18 protein-coding genes and 1 tRNA gene are annotated in these 14478 nt (G+C 59.3%); 12 read left to right on the top strand and 7 right to left on the bottom strand.

Annotated features, from left to right (window positions below; all coding sequences use genetic code 11):
• The first annotated feature begins 122 nt into the window (after positions 1-122).
• A complete protein-coding gene (locus PFLCHA0_RS17325) occupies positions 123-1091 on the top strand; it encodes a threonine ammonia-lyase (RefSeq protein WP_015635916.1) in 969 nt (322 codons plus the stop codon).
• Positions 1092-1225: 134 nt separating this feature from the next.
• Here PFLCHA0_RS17325 and PFLCHA0_RS17320 read toward each other — a convergent pair whose 3' ends face one another.
• A complete protein-coding gene (locus PFLCHA0_RS17320) occupies positions 1226-1867 on the bottom strand; it encodes a hypothetical protein (RefSeq protein WP_015635915.1) in 642 nt (213 codons plus the stop codon).
• 104 nt (positions 1868-1971) lie between these two features.
• Complete coding sequence (locus tag PFLCHA0_RS17315) at positions 1972-2217, bottom strand: hypothetical protein (protein WP_011061719.1); 246 nt, start codon at positions 2215-2217, stop codon at positions 1972-1974.
• Between the two features lie 325 nt (positions 2218-2542).
• Between PFLCHA0_RS17315 and PFLCHA0_RS17310 the strand changes: the two genes are divergently transcribed.
• The 3 genes from PFLCHA0_RS17310 (at position 2543) to PFLCHA0_RS17300 (ending at position 3820) form a co-directional block, all read left to right on the top strand.
• Positions 2543-2917 (top strand): hypothetical protein, encoded by a 375-nt coding sequence (locus PFLCHA0_RS17310; protein ID WP_105625670.1) that lies wholly within the window; start codon positions 2543-2545, stop codon positions 2915-2917.
• Between the two features lie 69 nt (positions 2918-2986).
• Complete coding sequence (locus tag PFLCHA0_RS17305; protein WP_011061717.1) at positions 2987-3220, top strand: YceK/YidQ family lipoprotein; 234 nt, start codon at positions 2987-2989, stop codon at positions 3218-3220.
• A gap of 132 nt (positions 3221-3352) precedes the next feature.
• Positions 3353-3820: an anti-virulence regulator CigR family protein gene (locus PFLCHA0_RS17300; protein ID WP_011061716.1), complete on the top strand. Its 468-nt coding sequence runs from the start codon at positions 3353-3355 to the stop codon at positions 3818-3820.
• A gap of 64 nt (positions 3821-3884) precedes the next feature.
• On the opposite strand, the gene fabF is transcribed toward PFLCHA0_RS17300, so the two are convergent.
• The gene (fabF, locus tag PFLCHA0_RS17295) at positions 3885-5153 is read right to left on the bottom strand and encodes a beta-ketoacyl-ACP synthase II (RefSeq protein WP_015635913.1); all 1269 of its coding nucleotides are present in this window, start codon (positions 5151-5153) and stop codon (positions 3885-3887) included.
• A 116-nt stretch (positions 5154-5269) separates the two neighbouring features.
• On the opposite strand from fabF, the gene PFLCHA0_RS17290 reads away from it, so the two are divergent.
• On the top strand, positions 5270-5755 hold the full coding sequence (locus tag PFLCHA0_RS17290; RefSeq protein WP_011061714.1) for a winged helix-turn-helix transcriptional regulator: 486 nt from the start codon (positions 5270-5272) through the stop codon (positions 5753-5755).
• Positions 5756-5879: 124 nt separating this feature from the next.
• Here the strand turns inward: PFLCHA0_RS17290 and PFLCHA0_RS17285 are convergent, their stop codons facing one another.
• From PFLCHA0_RS17285 to PFLCHA0_RS17275, 3 genes are all read right to left on the bottom strand, one after another.
• Positions 5880-6614 (bottom strand): HAD family hydrolase, encoded by a 735-nt coding sequence (locus tag PFLCHA0_RS17285; RefSeq protein WP_041752307.1) that lies wholly within the window; start codon positions 6612-6614, stop codon positions 5880-5882.
• Positions 6615-6709: 95 nt separating this feature from the next.
• The gene (locus tag PFLCHA0_RS17280) at positions 6710-7246 is read right to left on the bottom strand and encodes a hypothetical protein (RefSeq protein WP_015635911.1); all 537 of its coding nucleotides are present in this window, start codon (positions 7244-7246) and stop codon (positions 6710-6712) included.
• Positions 7247-7300: 54 nt separating this feature from the next.
• Positions 7301-7942, bottom strand: a complete 642-nt coding sequence (locus PFLCHA0_RS17275; RefSeq protein ID WP_041752306.1) for a TetR/AcrR family transcriptional regulator — start codon at positions 7940-7942, stop codon at positions 7301-7303.
• Positions 7943-8035: 93 nt separating this feature from the next.
• Here PFLCHA0_RS17275 and PFLCHA0_RS17270 point away from each other — a divergent pair, with 93 nt between their 5' ends.
• Positions 8036-8644 carry an NAD(P)H-dependent oxidoreductase gene (locus tag PFLCHA0_RS17270; RefSeq protein ID WP_015635909.1) on the top strand — a complete coding sequence of 203 codons (609 nt, stop codon included), beginning with the start codon at positions 8036-8038 and terminating at the stop codon, positions 8642-8644.
• Positions 8645-9250: 606 nt separating this feature from the next.
• Here PFLCHA0_RS17270 and PFLCHA0_RS17265 read toward each other — a convergent pair.
• On the bottom strand, positions 9251-9739 hold the full coding sequence (locus PFLCHA0_RS17265; protein WP_015635908.1) for a P-loop nucleotide/nucleoside kinase family protein: 489 nt from the start codon (positions 9737-9739) through the stop codon (positions 9251-9253).
• Between the two features lie 352 nt (positions 9740-10091).
• Here PFLCHA0_RS17265 and PFLCHA0_RS17260 point away from each other — a divergent pair, with 352 nt between their 5' ends.
• The 6 genes from PFLCHA0_RS17260 (at position 10092) to PFLCHA0_RS31710 (ending at position 14355) form a co-directional block, all read left to right on the top strand.
• The gene (locus PFLCHA0_RS17260; RefSeq protein ID WP_015635907.1) at positions 10092-10355 is read left to right on the top strand and encodes a DUF1652 domain-containing protein; all 264 of its coding nucleotides are present in this window, start codon (positions 10092-10094) and stop codon (positions 10353-10355) included.
• 268 nt (positions 10356-10623) lie between these two features.
• Positions 10624-10824, top strand: coding sequence for a hypothetical protein (locus tag PFLCHA0_RS17255; protein WP_015635906.1), 201 nt, complete (start codon positions 10624-10626; stop codon positions 10822-10824).
• Between the two features lie 356 nt (positions 10825-11180).
• Positions 11181-11267 (top strand) — tRNA-Leu (locus PFLCHA0_RS17250).
• Positions 11268-11900: 633 nt separating this feature from the next.
• Positions 11901-12533, top strand: coding sequence for a hypothetical protein (locus tag PFLCHA0_RS17245; RefSeq protein ID WP_015635905.1), 633 nt, complete (start codon positions 11901-11903; stop codon positions 12531-12533).
• 265 nt (positions 12534-12798) lie between these two features.
• On the top strand, positions 12799-13119 hold the full coding sequence (locus tag PFLCHA0_RS17240; protein WP_041752305.1) for a hypothetical protein: 321 nt from the start codon (positions 12799-12801) through the stop codon (positions 13117-13119).
• Between the two features lie 420 nt (positions 13120-13539).
• Entirely contained in the window at positions 13540-14355 is an 816-nt protein-coding gene (locus PFLCHA0_RS31710; protein WP_134532602.1) for an MrpH family fimbial adhesin, read from the top strand.
• The last annotated feature ends 123 nt before the right edge of the window (positions 14356-14478 follow it).

Raw genomic sequence — 14478 nt, 5'->3', positions numbered from 1 at the left:
AACTCTTGAATAGGTGGCGCATTCCCCGGTTTGTCCTGTAGCGTTCATCGCGGCTGGCGAAGCTGGCCAGGCACGGACGTTGGGAGTCCTGCACACATTCAGACCAAGGATATTGGCCCCAGATGACTCAGCTGATTGATTTCAAATCCATCGTTGCAGCAGCGCAGCGGATAGATGGATCGGTAGTTCGTACGCCGACGGTGGAAAGTTCAATGCTGGCAGGCATGGTTGAACGGCCTGTCTTTCTCAAGCTTGAAAACCTGCAGGCCGGTGGTTCATTCAAGGCCCGCGGGGTACTCAACAAGTTCTCGGCGTTGCAGGAGGGCCTGGGCGATAGCCACTTCGTCGCCGTCAGTGGGGGTAACTTCGGCATTGCCATCGGCGAGGCGGCCAAGCGCTTCGGCGCCAGGGTGACGGTGATCATGCCCGAGAGCGCGCCGTCTTCGTCGGTCGAACGCATTCGCGCCTCCGGCAGTACGGTCATTGTCGAAGCGGATGTGCATGCTGCCTTTGCCCGGGCCACGGCCCTGGAGGCAGAGGGCTATGTGGTGATCGACGATTGCGCCGACACGCTGATTGCCGAGGGGCATGGAACACTGGCCCTTGAGTTCATTGCCGACTGCCCGTCCCTGACCGACGTGTTTGTCGCGGTCGGCGGCGGGGCGATGCTGGCGGGGGTGGCCACGGCCTTGAAGGCAATCAAGCCCGGGATCCGGGTCTGGGGCGTAGAGACCGCCGGCGCACACTCCATGAGCCAGGCCTTGCAGGCGGGCAGGCCGGTGGATATCGACGTCAGTTCGATCGTCTCCACCCTTGGCGTTCCGATCATCGACGAGCTGATGTTTGCCCACGCTCGCCACTATGTCGAAGACATGGTTGTGGTCCCTGACGAAGAGGCGATCAAGGGCATGCTGTCCTTTGCGCAAGGGGCAAGGCAATGGGTTGAGCTGGCTTCTGGCGCGCTTGTGCCCGCGGTCATTGCCACCGCGCCCAGGCTGCCTGCCGACGCGGTTATTGGCCTTGTCGTCTGTGGTGGGAACATATCCCTTCAAGACATGACGAAATGGGCTGCCTACGCGGGAATTTCCTGAACATTCCCAGGGTGATGTCTGTAACAGGTCGCTCGCTATCGAAAGCGAGTGCTGGCTGACGTACGCGCTCCGGCGCTGAGAGGGGGCGAGCAGCCCTCTCAGCGCACCAGGTTGGCCAGCCAGCCGTGCAGGTCCTACTTCACATCGCCATTGTAGAAAACGTGCTGTACGTCTTCTTTCTTGACGATCAGCTTGTTGCCATCGGCCAGGCTTTCGACCAGCTCCGAGCAGTTGTTGATTTCCATCTTGCCGGTCACCGATTCCGAGGCACTGTCAAAGGTGAAGGCGTAGGTGGTGGCGGGGCAGCTGGCGCCACCTTCTCCGGTGGAGACCACCAGCAGATACTTGCCACCGAAGGCATAGGCTTTCTCGACGGCGACGTATCCTGTGAGGTCCGGGTCTTCAACCACGTAGTCCATCACGTTGACGACACCGGCGCGGGATACATAGTTGATGGCCGAACCGCCCATTTCGCGGGTGCTGGTGGTGAATACGCCACCGATGTCGTCGCCGCTGATGATCAGCGGTACGTAGCTGACCCGGGGCGCTTCTGGGGCCGGTTGGGTGGCGACTGTCGGGGCGGGGCGCTCGCCGAGGGCAGGAGCCGCCTGTGGCGATACACACTTGCCGGTCTCGCAGATCCGATCACCCTTGCAATCGGTGTCCTTGAAGCACTGGGCGGCAGCGCCTGCCTGGCCGGTTGCCACCGGCTCGGGTTTCTTGTCGCATCCAACCAGGGCCAGCGCTGCAAGTGAGAGGGCGTAAACAAGCTTCATGTTGATCTGTCCTTAATCAAGAGGAGGGGCCGGCGGGCAATGTAAAGGGTTTGCTCAGGCGTTGCCAGGAAACCTCAGCCCGGCCATCCCCTGTTGGCGGCTTGTCAGCAAAGGCTGTCGGCAGCACTGAGCATGGGGAGGACCGGGAGGCTCATATCGCGGATGGCCGCTTCAAGCTTGTCCTGGTAGATGCTCAGGATGGAGTAATCCAGTTTCTGGGTGATGTTCGCGCCGCTTGCGCAATTTTGCAGCAGTTCTTCCAGTGCGCCGGCAACCAGGTCCGCGGTGACCTGCAAGACGTTCAAGCCGAAGCGGCTATCGACAATGACCAGATTCGTTAAGTCGTACATACAGCCCCTGCGGTCACTGTGATGAAGGGTAATGGCTATGAGCCACTAGCAGTTTAACTAAACCGTCGGTGGGCTGTCACGGGGAGAAAAGGGGGGATTTGCGCCGGTGAGCGGGTTTTTTGTACGGCGATTTTCCAGCGCTCAGGGGCCGCTCTGTGTACCATTCTGGTCCGCCTGGAAACCAGATTTGATCTGCATGCTGATTTTGAAAAAGGGTGATCACCAAGGCTTGAGGATAGGGCCACGCTGGCCGTCTTCAGAGGTCTCGATAGATGCCCGGGTCTTTGCCCAACTGCTTGAGGTCCAGTCGAGATTGCCTCGCTCCGTGCAACTGCTGGTAACCCGGGGTTACGAACCCAACAGCAGTTGCCTGGGGTTTTTCAGAACCCTGTCGCGCTGGCTGGGCATCCGGCTTTTCTGCCTGTGTTACCCGCGGCGAAAGCAGGAGCTGGAGGATATTTTCGGCTCCAATGGCCATGACGTGGACGGCACTCATGTCGACCTGTCCATCGTCCTCGATGGCAAGCGCCTGCGCTTTCTGCCCTTGGGTGTGTTTACCTCGCCGGCCCGCCAGGAACAGCGCAAGGCGCGTTACTCGGCGGTAGTGGAGGAGGTCAAGGCCACCCTGGGGCAGTGCGGTTTTCAGATTCATCGCAACCCTACCGAAAGCCTGCAGATCCATTGCGACTACAAGGCTTGATCTCGATCTCTGAAGCGTTGGTCATGCAGCACCCATGGTGCTTGCCGATGCAAGTAATAAGGACGTTACGTGTTGCGTAGTCTGTTGTGGCTGGTGCTGACCCTGGGGCTGAGCGGGTGCACGGCATTGATGACCCGAACCACTCCCTACACCTGTCCCTATATCGGCGTGCGCATGGACTGGGCCCTGGCAAAGGAAAACAACGGCGTACTCTGGCCGTTTCTGGCGCTGGATGCGCCGTTTTCCGGGGTGGTGGATACGCTGATGTTTCCCTTTGAATACCAGCACAGTTGCAGCCTTTGATTCTCGAGGTTCAGCTGGGCTGAACGGTCAGGTGAGTGGGCGGGCCGATCCGTGCTCAGGGGCGGGGGCGACCCCAGGATAGAAAGGCCGTCTAGAGTTAATTCTGGCAATCGCTGCCTGAGGAGAACCACCATGCACACATCGCGTCCGCTTGTTACCGTTCTTGCCTGCCTGTTCCTGGCTGTGGCTTCCCCCCTGGTACTGGCCGATCCGGGCGGGGGCAAGGGGCAAGGCCATTCCAAGCAGGGCGCCCAGGATGATCGTGGCCAGGGCAACCGGGAGGGCCACGGCAAGGGCAAGAAACCTGCTGCTGACGATTGGAGCCATGGCCCGAGCATCGATCGTGGCAACGTGCTCGGCATCTTGGGTGGGCACCGTGATTACTGGAGCCCGGGACCGGCGTTGCCGCCCGGTATCCAGAAGAACCTGGCCCGTGGCAAGCCCCTTCCACCAGGCATCGCCAAGAAGCTGGACAGCCGGCTGCTCGGGCAACTGCCACGCTATGAGGGGTATGAGTGGCGGCAGGCCGGTACGGACCTGATCCTGGTGGCCATTGCCAGCGGGGTCATCTACGAAGTGCTGAATGACGTGTTGAACTGATGGGGCTGCCGGGGTTTCAGCCAATCGCAACTCAAACCCCGGCAGGGAGCCCTGGCCCGAAGGGCTATTCCCAGCGCTTGAACAGCACGCTGGCATTCACCCCGCCAAAGCCGAAGCCATTGGACAGTGCGTATTGCATGGCCAGTTGGCGAGCCTGCCCCCTGACCAGGTCCAGCCCTGCGGCGGCGCTGTCCGGGTTTTCCAGGTTGAGGGTGGCCGGGGCGATCTGATCGCGCAGGGCGAGGATGGTGAAGATCGCCTCGATTCCTCCGGCCGCACCCAGCAGGTGGCCAGTGGCGGATTTGGTGGCGCTGATGGCCAGTCCACTGTTGGTGCCGAACACCGTTCTGATAGCAGCCAGCTCGCCTTTGTCACCCACGGGGGTGGAGGTGGCGTGGGCATTGAGGTGCTGCACCTGGGATGCCTGGATACCGGCCTGGCGCAGGGCCTGCTGCATGGCGCGACGGGCGCCGTCGCCGTCTTCCGGGCCGGCCGTCATGTGGTAGGCGTCGGCGCTGGTGCCGTAGCCCACCAGCTCGGCGATGGGCCGGGCGCCGCGGGCCAGGGCATGTTCCAGTTCCTCGATGACCAGCAGGCCGGCGCCTTCACCCATGACAAAACCATCCCGAGCCTGGTCGAACGGACGGGAAGCGCGTTCCGGGGTGTCGTTGAATTCGCTGGACAAGGCGCGGGCTGCGGCGAAGCCGCCCAGGCTGACCCGGTGGATGGCCGCCTCTGCACCGCCACACACAGCGATGTCGATTTCCCCGGCGCGGATCATCCGCGCGGCATCGCCAATCGCCTGGACCCCGGCGGCACAGGCGGTCACCGGCGCGCCCAGGGGGCCCTTTAGACCATGGCGGATCGACACGTGCCCGGCGGCCATGTTGCTCAGGAACGAGGGAATGGTGAACGGCGACAGGCGGCGCGGGCCCTTGCTGTCGGTGGTGCGTACCGCTTCGGCGATGGCCGGGAAGCCGCCCACCCCGGAGGCGATGATGGTGGCCGTGCGCTCCTGGGCTTCTGCGGTATCCGGCTTCCAGCCGGCCTGGGCCAGGGCCTCCTCGGCCGCGGCCAGGGCGAAGAGGATGAAGCGATCCATCTTGCGCTGTTCCTTGGGGGCCAGCAGTTGGTCCGGGTCGAAGCCGGCCTCCGGGTCCTGGAGCGAGTCGGGCACTTGGCCGCCGATGGTGGTCGACAGCTCGCCGATGAGTTCTTCCGGTAACGAGCGGATGCCGGACTGGCCTGCCAGCAGGCGCCGCCATACCTGTTCGACTCCACAACCCAGTGGCGTGATTGCGCCCATGCCGGTGACTACGATGCGTTTGCTCATGCGGATCCTGCTCCTTCAGCGTACGTGATTGGGGAACAACGAAACGTGGACGATACTATCATCATGAAAGTAACATCCGAATCCATAATTACCGAGGTGCAGTGCAGGAGCCAGCCATGCAACGAAAGAGTCTGATTGAAGCCGAGTGTCCGATCGCCCGAGGCCTGGAGCGGGTGGGGGAGTGGTGGAGCATCTTGATCATGCGCGATGCCTTGCATGGCTTGCGGCGCTTCGACGAGTTTGCCCGCAGCCTGGAGATCGCCCCGAACATGCTGACCCGGCGTCTCAATTCCCTGGTGGAGGATGGGTTGCTCGTACGTGAGGCCTACAGCCAGCGCCCTCTGCGCTATCAATATGTGCCCACGGCCAAGGGCGAGGACTTTCGCGTGGTGCTCATGGCTTTCGTGGCCTGGGGCAATCGTCACTACGCTCCCGAAGGTGAGAGCGTGCAACTTGTCGAGCGGGAAACCGGGCTTGCGGTACAGCCTGTTATGGCGGAGGTCGCCAGCGGCCGGTTGGTGGCATTGCAGGCGTGCACGGTGCAAGCCGGGCCCGCGGCCAGTGCCAGCATGCGCCAGCGCCTGGGGGCTACGGCTGACTGAGCCCTGGCGCCTGGTTCGATGCCGCGGGTGCGGCGGGTTGCTGTGCGGCGGCCAGGTTCTGGGTATCCAGCAGATTCTGGCTGGTGGCTGCCAGGGCGTTATCGTCCGCAGGCTGGCCGGCGTCTCAGCGTGCTCGCTGCCCGCGCCGCCATGAAGGGTGAAAGTGCCGCCAGTGGGCGTCCTGGGCTGCAGCCAGCAGCTCACGGTCGCCGCGGGTATCGCCCCAGGCCCGGAGCCGATACTGGTTCAGCGGACCGTAGACGCTTTCCAGGCGCAGGACCTTGTTCTGGCAACGGCAATTGTTGCCGGTGATACGCCCGCTCAGTATGCCGTCGACCACCTCCAGTTCGGTGCCGATCAAGCTGATCCCCAGGCGTGTGGCGAAAGGTTGCAGGACCAGGGCCGGGGAGGCAGAGCACAGGGTTACCAGGGCGCCTGAGCGCAGCTCCTGGGCCACCGCCTGCAGGCCCGCCGGGCGCATCAGTCGGCTCCAGGCCTGCTGGCAGAAAGCTTCTGCCCGCTGCTGGAGCCAGGCGGCCTCGACGCCTGTGAGGAAGGTGCTGATCAGTTGCGCCTTGAGCTGGTCGCGATCGACCCGGCGTACCAGGAACCTCAGGCTGGGCAGGGCCAGGCCGAGTATCCGCCGGTTGAACTGGCGGTGGCCGAAGGCAAACCTGAGAAAGGGTACGAAGCTGTCATGGCGGGTCAGGGTGCCGTCGAAATCGAACACCGAGAGCACCTGGCTGGCATCGGGGTTGATCCCGATGGTGTCCGGGGCAAGCGCCTGGGCTACGGATTGTGGTGCCTGGGATGGCAAGCCCGTGGGGGCGAGGGGGCCGGTTGGCGGGTGGGGCGGCATGGGTGTTCTCATTGATGGCGGCCGTGGATACGCAGCCGGTTTTGCCTGGGATTGCTGCAGTCTACGCGTTCCGAGTGGATGCTTCTGCTACAGGTCTACAGACGCAGCATGGGAAGGGGGTTCCAGGGACGGGTCAACAGCTGTCTGGCGGACAATTGAACCAGGCGCAGATGAAAGCCGGCATCGGGAAATGCGGCAAACACTCGACGCCGATCCTGGCGCGATAGACCAAAGCTCAGCATGCCCAGGGAGACATCAATCCAGTCGGCGCGGCGAAAGCCTTCCACCAGGCTACCCGGCTGCTCGGCAGTAGGGGTGATCTTGTGGTGCAGTTCAATCATTGGCAGCACCTCGGCTGCCCATTCCAGCCTGCCGATTTCCTCCAGATAGGCTTCGGCCAGGTGTAACGAGGGTGGCAGGTAGTCGAAGGTCCCGGCGGTCCAGATCCCCAGATCATGAAAGGCTCCGGCAATGGAGAGTTTCTGCAACTGCAGGGCATCAGTGCCTGTAAGCAGGTGGCAGAAGTTGATGACCCGGTACACATGGTTGCGATAGCCGGTGAAATCCTTGCCCAGCTCGCCGCGATAGCGTTGCAGCAGTTCGTCCAGCAGTTCCAGTTGGGTCAATAGCATTGCAGCGTCCTTGCGGTACCCCTTCGGGGCGCGTTTTCAAGAGTCGGTTCACAATTAACGGGAAGCGCCGGATGCCGGTGTGCGTTGCCTGGCGCGGGCTCTTTCGACCATGGCCACGATGGTGTCGCAGAGCTCTTCCTGGGCTTGGCCGAAGCTGATCTCTCCCAGTGTGGCGGCATGGGACAGCGCTTTAGCGGCGCCGAGCATGGCCCGCAGGCCCGCGGCGCCTATCACGGCGCCGTTCGCGAAGGGCTCAAGGGCACCTCGACAGGTTTCCAGGAAGGTGGCCTCGTATTCACGCTTGGTCTGTTCCAGCTCCGGCGAGCTGGCCAGGGCGGCGATCACCCCAGGGATTTCACGGCCCTGGCGTTGCACACAATCCATATAGGACGCGGCAATCACATCGGCGCGAGCCGCCAGCGTGGGGCTGGCAGTCTCCAGCGCCTGCTCCATGAGTGCGGTCTGACGCTGATCGTAGTCCTGGTAGAGGGCCGCCAGGAGTACCGCCCGAGTGTCGAAATGATCGTAGACCACGGGTTTGGTGACACCGGCCTGTTCTGCCAGGTGCCCCAGTGTCAGGGCCTCGGTGCCTTGTTCGCGAACTATCTGCCAGGCCACGCCCATCAACTGCTGCAGGCGCTGTTCCCGTGTCAGGCGACGGCGCGGTGAGGCATCGGTGTTCTGGCGGCTTGACATGCTTATATACCAAAGGTAGGTTATTGGTCGTAACTTACTAAAAGTATATAAATCCTCTGCAATTAGCGCAATGCGCTTGTGGGAGTAGTCGCCATGCACGCACTTCTTGTCTTTGCCCATCACGACCCCAGGTCCCTGACCCACAGCCTTGCCCGGCAGATTGCCGAAGGCCTGGCCGAGTCTGCGGAGCACTCCTTCGAGCTTGCCGATCTCTGGAGTGAGGGCTTCGAGCCGCGCTTCGGCGCTGCAGATATTGCGGTACACAGAACCCAGGTCACCCCCCCTGTGGACGTTCTCGCCGAACAGGCCCGGATCGATCGCGCTGATGCTCTGGTACTGGTCTATCCGGTCTACTGGTGGTCCATGCCAGCGCTGCTCAAGGGGTGGATCGACCGGGTGTTCAGCAATGGCTGGGCGTTTGATTTCCAGGCCGATGCCAGGTTGGTGAAAAAGCTGGGGCGCCTTCGGGTGCATCTGGTAGGGGTGGCTGGGGCTGATGCCGGTACCTATGAGCGTCACCGCTACCTCGAAGCGATGCAGGCTCAGATTGATCACGGGATCTTCGATTACTGCGGGGCCAGTGTGCTGACGTCGCATTTGCTGTACGAGTCGGAGTCCGGCGCCCAAGCCGCCAATCTGCAAAGGGCCCGGGCTATCGGACAGGCCTTGTTCAGCGCCCACAGGCCCGCCGAGCCGGCGTAAGGCTTTGCCAGGCATATCCAGAGGGGTAGGGGGGAAGGGGGGCGGGCGGTGGTCGCGGACGGAGGTCGGGCTGGCTCTAGCCCCAGCAGCACCAGGCGAAGGTCGTCAGGCAGAGCAGCAAGGGCAGGGCATCAAGAAATTCATTCATACCGGAACATTCCATTCGGACGGGTGCCGGCAATTTAAGGTGGCTGCTGTTATCTGTCTGTTGCGATTCTGTGAATTTTCAACGCTATTTTGTTGAATGCTTCACGAAGCATTGCAGGTGCGTGGCTGGCACCTTTTTTTCGCGGCTCCAACACTGATGGAGGCCTTCCAGAAATCTGTCCTGAAATCCAAATACTCAAAAAAAGTGTGGATATTTAATGACTTAGGTGATTTTATTTGTGGTTTTTTTCTCAAAATATGTTGTTACAGAATGTACGATTCCGTTACTATAGCCCTGCGTTCACCTACCACGGTTTATGCATTTTTAGCCCCAAGTGTCCATCAGCTACTTGGGCTTTTTTTTGCCTGGAATTTGTCGCGGGCCACTTTTCCCATGAGCTGGATGCACAGGATTCACGATCGGGCACCTGGCTCACCCGACCGTGACTGCCGATACGCCTAGTGCCGGACGATGTGCAGCCCTTCCTCTTCCTGAGGCGGCACGAAGTAGCGGCTAATCCGTTCGAACTGCTCGTCGCTGGCGGCAAACGGGTGATCGCCCAGACGATTGCGCTCGCGCAGCCTTGCCTTGCACTGGGCTTCATCCACATCCAGTACATGCAATTGATGAGGGGTGCCGGCCTGGTCCGCCAGCGCTCGCAGCCAGGTTCGCTGGGCGACGGTATTGGCGGGAAAGTCCAGGACGACACAGGTTCCAGCGCGCAACATGGCGATCACCAGCGGTTCCAGCACACTTGCCAGGCGCTGGGCGTGGAGCAGGTAGTCGGCAATCGAATGAATCTGCTCCGGATACAGGCCTGCCAGCCACTGGTCTTCAGAGATCAGGACGCTACCGTGCGCCTCTGCCAGCTGCCTGGCCAGGGTGGACTTGCCCGAGGCGATCTTGCCGCACAGTAAATGCAGTACGGCGGGTGATGAGTGCTTCATGGTTTTCTCCTGGGGTAGTTGCCTCAGAAGAGTGGTGGTCAACCCCGCCTCCGAGGCGGGTTTTCGACAGCCTGGACGGCCGCTAGCCCACCTTGCTGATGAAGGGGGTAATAATCGCTGCGAGGCCAGGCCGGGGGATCGGGTTCATGTAGTGGAAACTACAGAGTCGCCACGAAAAAAAACAGCCCGGCCATGCACAAGCCTTCATCATTTCGAAGCGCTGAGGCATTGCGCAGGCATTCGATAACTGCGGGGTAGTTAACATTTCTCTGTGTTTTTTCTGATACACAAAAGCGTATACAGGCCTATCCTGAACGGGCGAACTTCACCTCCCCCATACAGGCGAGAAGCCATGCTCTCTACCAGCGAGCTTTGCCACATATTGGAGTCCGGCTTTCTCCCGCTGTCCTGCGCCTGCGCCCTGAACCCCAACGGCTCCCTGACCATCAAGATCTACGATGCAGAGTCGGGCCGGGTGGACTTGCTGCTCACCGGTGTCTCCACTGCCGAACTAACCAGCGTGCGCGACATCTCCAATCTGATTGGCGAGCTGCGTACCGAATTGCGGGCAGGGCGCCGAGCCTTTGCCGGGGCCTTCACCCACTACGCCGGCTGAGGGGGCGGGGAGGCGCGTATTGCTGACAGTTGAACATGTCATTGCGAGGGCATAGCGTTACAGCGTTCGCCCAGTATCTATGACTCTTTACCGGTTCATGGATGGCGAGGTCATCTGTACTGGGCGAACTCCACAGGCGCTTGATGTACGTCTTTCTGGTTATAGCTGTTAACCTCCCTCGCCATTTTCACCCAAGGGTGCGCAACTCGGGCGGTGCTCGAGGCTTTCTGCACCTGGCTTGGTCTTTACCCATTCAAGGAAGGTCTTCATGAACATCGGCAATACGCCTCCCGCCAACTACAGCTACGCCCAACTCTCGAAAGTACTGGAACACAACCGCTCGGTTGCTCAAGTCAAAGGTCCCGAGGCGCCTGTGGAGCAGGAGTTCGCGGCGCATCTGGAGGCCGAGCAGGCGGTCGCCAAGGACGACGCGCTCAAGCTCTCCTTGAGTTTTTCCGCGCAAGCTTGAGGGCTGCCCGGGGAGGAAGCTCTTCCTGGACATTGCTGGCAGGAGCTTCGTCCGAGGCTGTCATTTCAGGATAAGTCTTTAAAAATCAGTTGGTTGGCTTATAGCGCCATGTTAGTCTTGCCGCCGCTGAGGGAATTGGCGAGAGGCCGTGCGGCCCCTGGTTGAACCTCGGGATGACGCTGTAGATCTCTGATTTACCGTGTTTTTTTACCCTCGACAGCGAGTCGGGAACCGGGCTTTTTTGCCGGCTTCGACCTTGCTTCACAAGGACTGGATGTATATATTCCACTCCCTGCTTCAAACACTGGACGGCCTGATGCCGATTGAATGTTCCAGTGCCGCGTTATCGCGCTACCGCCCGAATGGCGAAACTGGTAGACGCATGGGACTTAAAATCCCCCGCTCGTAAGGGCGTGCCGGTTCGATTCCGGCTTCGGGCACCATCTATTTCAAGGGCTTGCACGGTTTTTTGAGTGAGCCTTACTCTGAATCAATTCGCAACTTCAAATACTGCTCCGCAATTTACTTTGTGGGTGAGACCTTCTTGCTCTTGCGATTGCGCGTGCACTGTTCGGTCATCTCCAAAGCGGGAGGGCTAAATGAGCTGGAAGCGTTTTAAGGTGGCGATCCTGTATGTCGGTGCTGTCCTCATGCTCGTGCAGGCCGGGCGACATTTGGCCGATGGTGCTACAAAGCTCGATAACGTGGGGCCCGCAATCATTGCCTTGGGGATCGCCTACTACTTGATCAGGCGAGCAAGAGCGTGTGCCGGATAGCATGGCGGCAACTTGATCTTGATTGATAGATCACACTGTCACTAGTTGTCGAGTAGGCGGGTAAATCAACTCAGCGCTCGGATACTTGGCATGCTCTTGCGGCAGAGAAGGGCTTGCGCCCCTTCAGCATCGATGAATCCGCTATGTGCGTCTATTTGTTGGCGCCCTGATCGCCAGGTATTTGCCGGTGGTTCTTTGGGGAAGTTCACAAGTAGAGGTGGTGAAAAAAGCCTGGTAACTCTAGGCCGAACTATCTGGCAGTAGTGGTACCGTCTACGCTACATCTCTGGAGCCTGCTAGATGAATGGTCAAAGTCCGCCTCACCGCATCGCAACGCCTCTAGTTGCGTCAAGCGCTGAAAGCCCTGCCGTTCACCCACCTGTTTGGCATCGCGGCCCGGACTTGCTGACCCTTGGAAGCACGGGGGCGGCCATTTTGGGTTTCTGCTTTGTGGTGCTTGGGTTGTTGCCGGGCTTGGTGCTGACGCTACTGCTCCTTCTCGGGTTCGAAGCGATCCCAGCTGAACCGAGCAGCGATGGGTCTAGCCTCACAACGTCGTTGTTCATCCAGCTCCTGTGTGGGTCTGTTGTGCTCATGGGGCTGGTCTTCGCGTGGATTTTTTCTGCATCTAGAGTGCTGGCCTTCACGTTCGACGAAAACCAGCAACTGCTTACTCTCACGGTCACCCGTCGCGCTCGCAAGCCCGCCGAAGTGCAAGTGCCATTTAGCGACATCATTTGTATCTGCCCTTACGTGCTCGCCAGTTATGACCGCGATGGCCATTTTAGTGTCGTGTGCCAGGGACCGAGGGGCAAGGAGTTCGTATATCGATTGGCCGAGGGCACTTCTCTGGAGGAGATGGAGTTTCATGCTGCGTGGTTGCGGGGAATGATAGGGGACCGGATGCAGGAACTATTGAATCTGGATAAATGAACGAAGCACGTCTCTCCAGCCACTATCGAGGTGAGGCGGCTCTGCGCTCGACTGGCCGGGGTGTTTCAAACGGATTCTCGAACGGCCTGCACCGGCCGGGACGAGCGCCAATCGGCATGCTTCATAGGGTGCTGATCGCATCCGGGGCTGGACTGTTCAAACTGCTCCACAGGTCGCCAAACTCTGCAATTCGATCGGGCCGGGATCGTGACGGGGTTGCAGAATTTAGGTAACTTGGCATTTTCCATTCATGGACGACGGATTCATGCCAATCACCAAGCCTTTTGCAAAAATCTCCCTGAGCATCTCCCTGCTGGGCCTCGTAGGCGCTAGCCCATTTTCACTGGCGGACGACACCACTCCGGTGAGCGAGTTGCTGCGTAGCGGCTATGAAGTCAAGGCGGCCTACCAGGCGCCAGCACGAGTCGGCCTGGTGCACTTTCTGATCTTGCAAAAAGGTTCGTCGGCGTTCCAGTGCGTGACCTATGGCGCCGAAATAAAGCCACGTTTCCATGACTACTCCAACACCTACTCTTGTGCTCAAATTCAGGACCTGATTCCCACCCAGCCTAACCTCCGGCAATAATCCCCAAGCGTGTTCGTGGCTCCATTGCCCCCCAGCCCTACGGCTAGGACTGGGGAGCTCCAGGCTGCACAGGCTCGGGTAGTTCCCAGTCATCGCGTAGTAATTGGTCCTCTGCTACTTCGTCCCTGGAGCATGATCTATGTGAGCTGACCATGGTCACCAGCTAGCCTTGGCAATTGCCCGGAACTGCTTGAGGAAGCCTGCGTCTGCCCACTCCCGGCGGCTGCCTGAATCCTTGGCTTCGCCCATTCAGCAGGTAGGGCTGCAAGCTCTACACAAGTCAGTTTAGATAAAGGCATGCAGGAGACCATCCATATGCTTTCGGAACGGTCCTACAAAAAGAAGCGGTAGATTCTTAGATCTAAAACCAGGGGGGATTTATATTCTTTCGACTCATTTACTGGGTCGGGATTTAATGCCTTGAAATTTTATAGGTTCTATAGAGTTGCAAGTATTTTTTTACTTTTTCTAATGGTTGATACTGCTTTTGCTATTTCGATAGTTTCAACGAAGAGCGTGTATGAGCCAGCTGGTACTAGATATTATTTTACAGTTTCAAATTGGGGGCCGAATGAATATATTTGTAGCACGGTGAGTAGGAGTAAATGTACTGTGTTAATAGTTGGTGCGCCTGCCCCTGGAGAACATTCTTCCTGGATAGATACGCCTTATCGCTATGAAATTCAGCCGTCCTCGTCACCAGAACTCGTTCTTTATCGATTGCGGGAGAAAGGTTTTTCGATACCACTGCATGGGTCCTTTGTTGTTCCAAAGTGGACTTATGTTCCGAGCACGTTCTGCATTTCCTTGGCTTATTCCGAGGTGAGCAATACTATCGGCGGAGCATACAGTTTGTATGGTCCTTGTGCTCGAGTTGTCAAGCCAGCGCTTAAGTGTGATGTGGGTGGAAACAAAACAATTGTTCATGACAATGTCAGTGAACGTGCAATAGATGGTAACGAGGCAGTTACTAACCTGCAGTTGTCATGTACCGGTGCGTCTAGCGTAATCATATATGCGAGCCGGGAAAGTGATTCCCGCGTTAATCTTAGAGCGGATGGCAGCTTGTACTCCAAACTCACGATTGAAGGCAAACCAGCGGCGCAGGGTGCTTCAATCAAAGTGCAGGAGGGCGTATCTACTCCGGTTTTGGTCAAATCAACGCTGTTCAGCAAAGGAACTGTTGAACCTGGTGAGTTCTCCAGATCTATCGTGCTGAGAATATCTCCACCTTAGTCGGGCCTATTGGCTCTCGAACTTCTGTCTGCCCTCTCGCTGATCTTGTGAATGCTCTGGAGTGGGAAGGCCGCAGTATTTCGCTCGGCATTGGAGCTGCCATTTTTGCTGCCTGCGTTGTCA

The sequence above is a fragment of the Pseudomonas protegens CHA0 genome, from assembly GCF_000397205.1.
GTDB lineage: Bacteria > Pseudomonadota > Gammaproteobacteria > Pseudomonadales > Pseudomonadaceae > Aquipseudomonas > Aquipseudomonas protegens.
Note: the sequence above shows the minus strand (reverse complement) of the source record. Positions and strands in the feature narration are given on the sequence as shown.

Coding starts and splice junctions, on each gene's coding strand:
- PFLCHA0_RS17285 (WP_041752307.1), bottom strand. CDS start 6,614: ATGCCGCCCCACCCGCCAACCGGCCCCCTCGCCCCCACGGGCTTGCCA.
- PFLCHA0_RS17260 (WP_015635907.1), top strand. CDS start 10,092: ATGCTCTCTACCAGCGAGCTTTGCCACATATTGGAGTCCGGCTTTCTC.
- PFLCHA0_RS17245 (WP_015635905.1), top strand. CDS start 11,901: ATGAATGGTCAAAGTCCGCCTCACCGCATCGCAACGCCTCTAGTTGCG.
- PFLCHA0_RS17325 (WP_015635916.1), top strand. CDS start 123: ATGACTCAGCTGATTGATTTCAAATCCATCGTTGCAGCAGCGCAGCGG.
- PFLCHA0_RS17300 (WP_011061716.1), top strand. CDS start 3,353: ATGCACACATCGCGTCCGCTTGTTACCGTTCTTGCCTGCCTGTTCCTG.
- PFLCHA0_RS17275 (WP_041752306.1), bottom strand. CDS start 7,942: ATGTCAAGCCGCCAGAACACCGATGCCTCACCGCGCCGTCGCCTGACA.
- PFLCHA0_RS17315 (WP_011061719.1), bottom strand. CDS start 2,217: ATGTACGACTTAACGAATCTGGTCATTGTCGATAGCCGCTTCGGCTTG.
- PFLCHA0_RS17320 (WP_015635915.1), bottom strand. CDS start 1,867: ATGAAGCTTGTTTACGCCCTCTCACTTGCAGCGCTGGCCCTGGTTGGA.
- fabF (WP_015635913.1), bottom strand. CDS start 5,153: ATGAGCAAACGCATCGTAGTCACCGGCATGGGCGCAATCACGCCACTG.
- PFLCHA0_RS17255 (WP_015635906.1), top strand. CDS start 10,624: ATGAACATCGGCAATACGCCTCCCGCCAACTACAGCTACGCCCAACTC.
- PFLCHA0_RS17280 (WP_015635911.1), bottom strand. CDS start 7,246: ATGCTATTGACCCAACTGGAACTGCTGGACGAACTGCTGCAACGCTAT.
- PFLCHA0_RS17290 (WP_011061714.1), top strand. CDS start 5,270: ATGCAACGAAAGAGTCTGATTGAAGCCGAGTGTCCGATCGCCCGAGGC.
- PFLCHA0_RS17270 (WP_015635909.1), top strand. CDS start 8,036: ATGCACGCACTTCTTGTCTTTGCCCATCACGACCCCAGGTCCCTGACC.
- PFLCHA0_RS17240 (WP_041752305.1), top strand. CDS start 12,799: ATGCCAATCACCAAGCCTTTTGCAAAAATCTCCCTGAGCATCTCCCTG.
- PFLCHA0_RS17265 (WP_015635908.1), bottom strand. CDS start 9,739: ATGAAGCACTCATCACCCGCCGTACTGCATTTACTGTGCGGCAAGATC.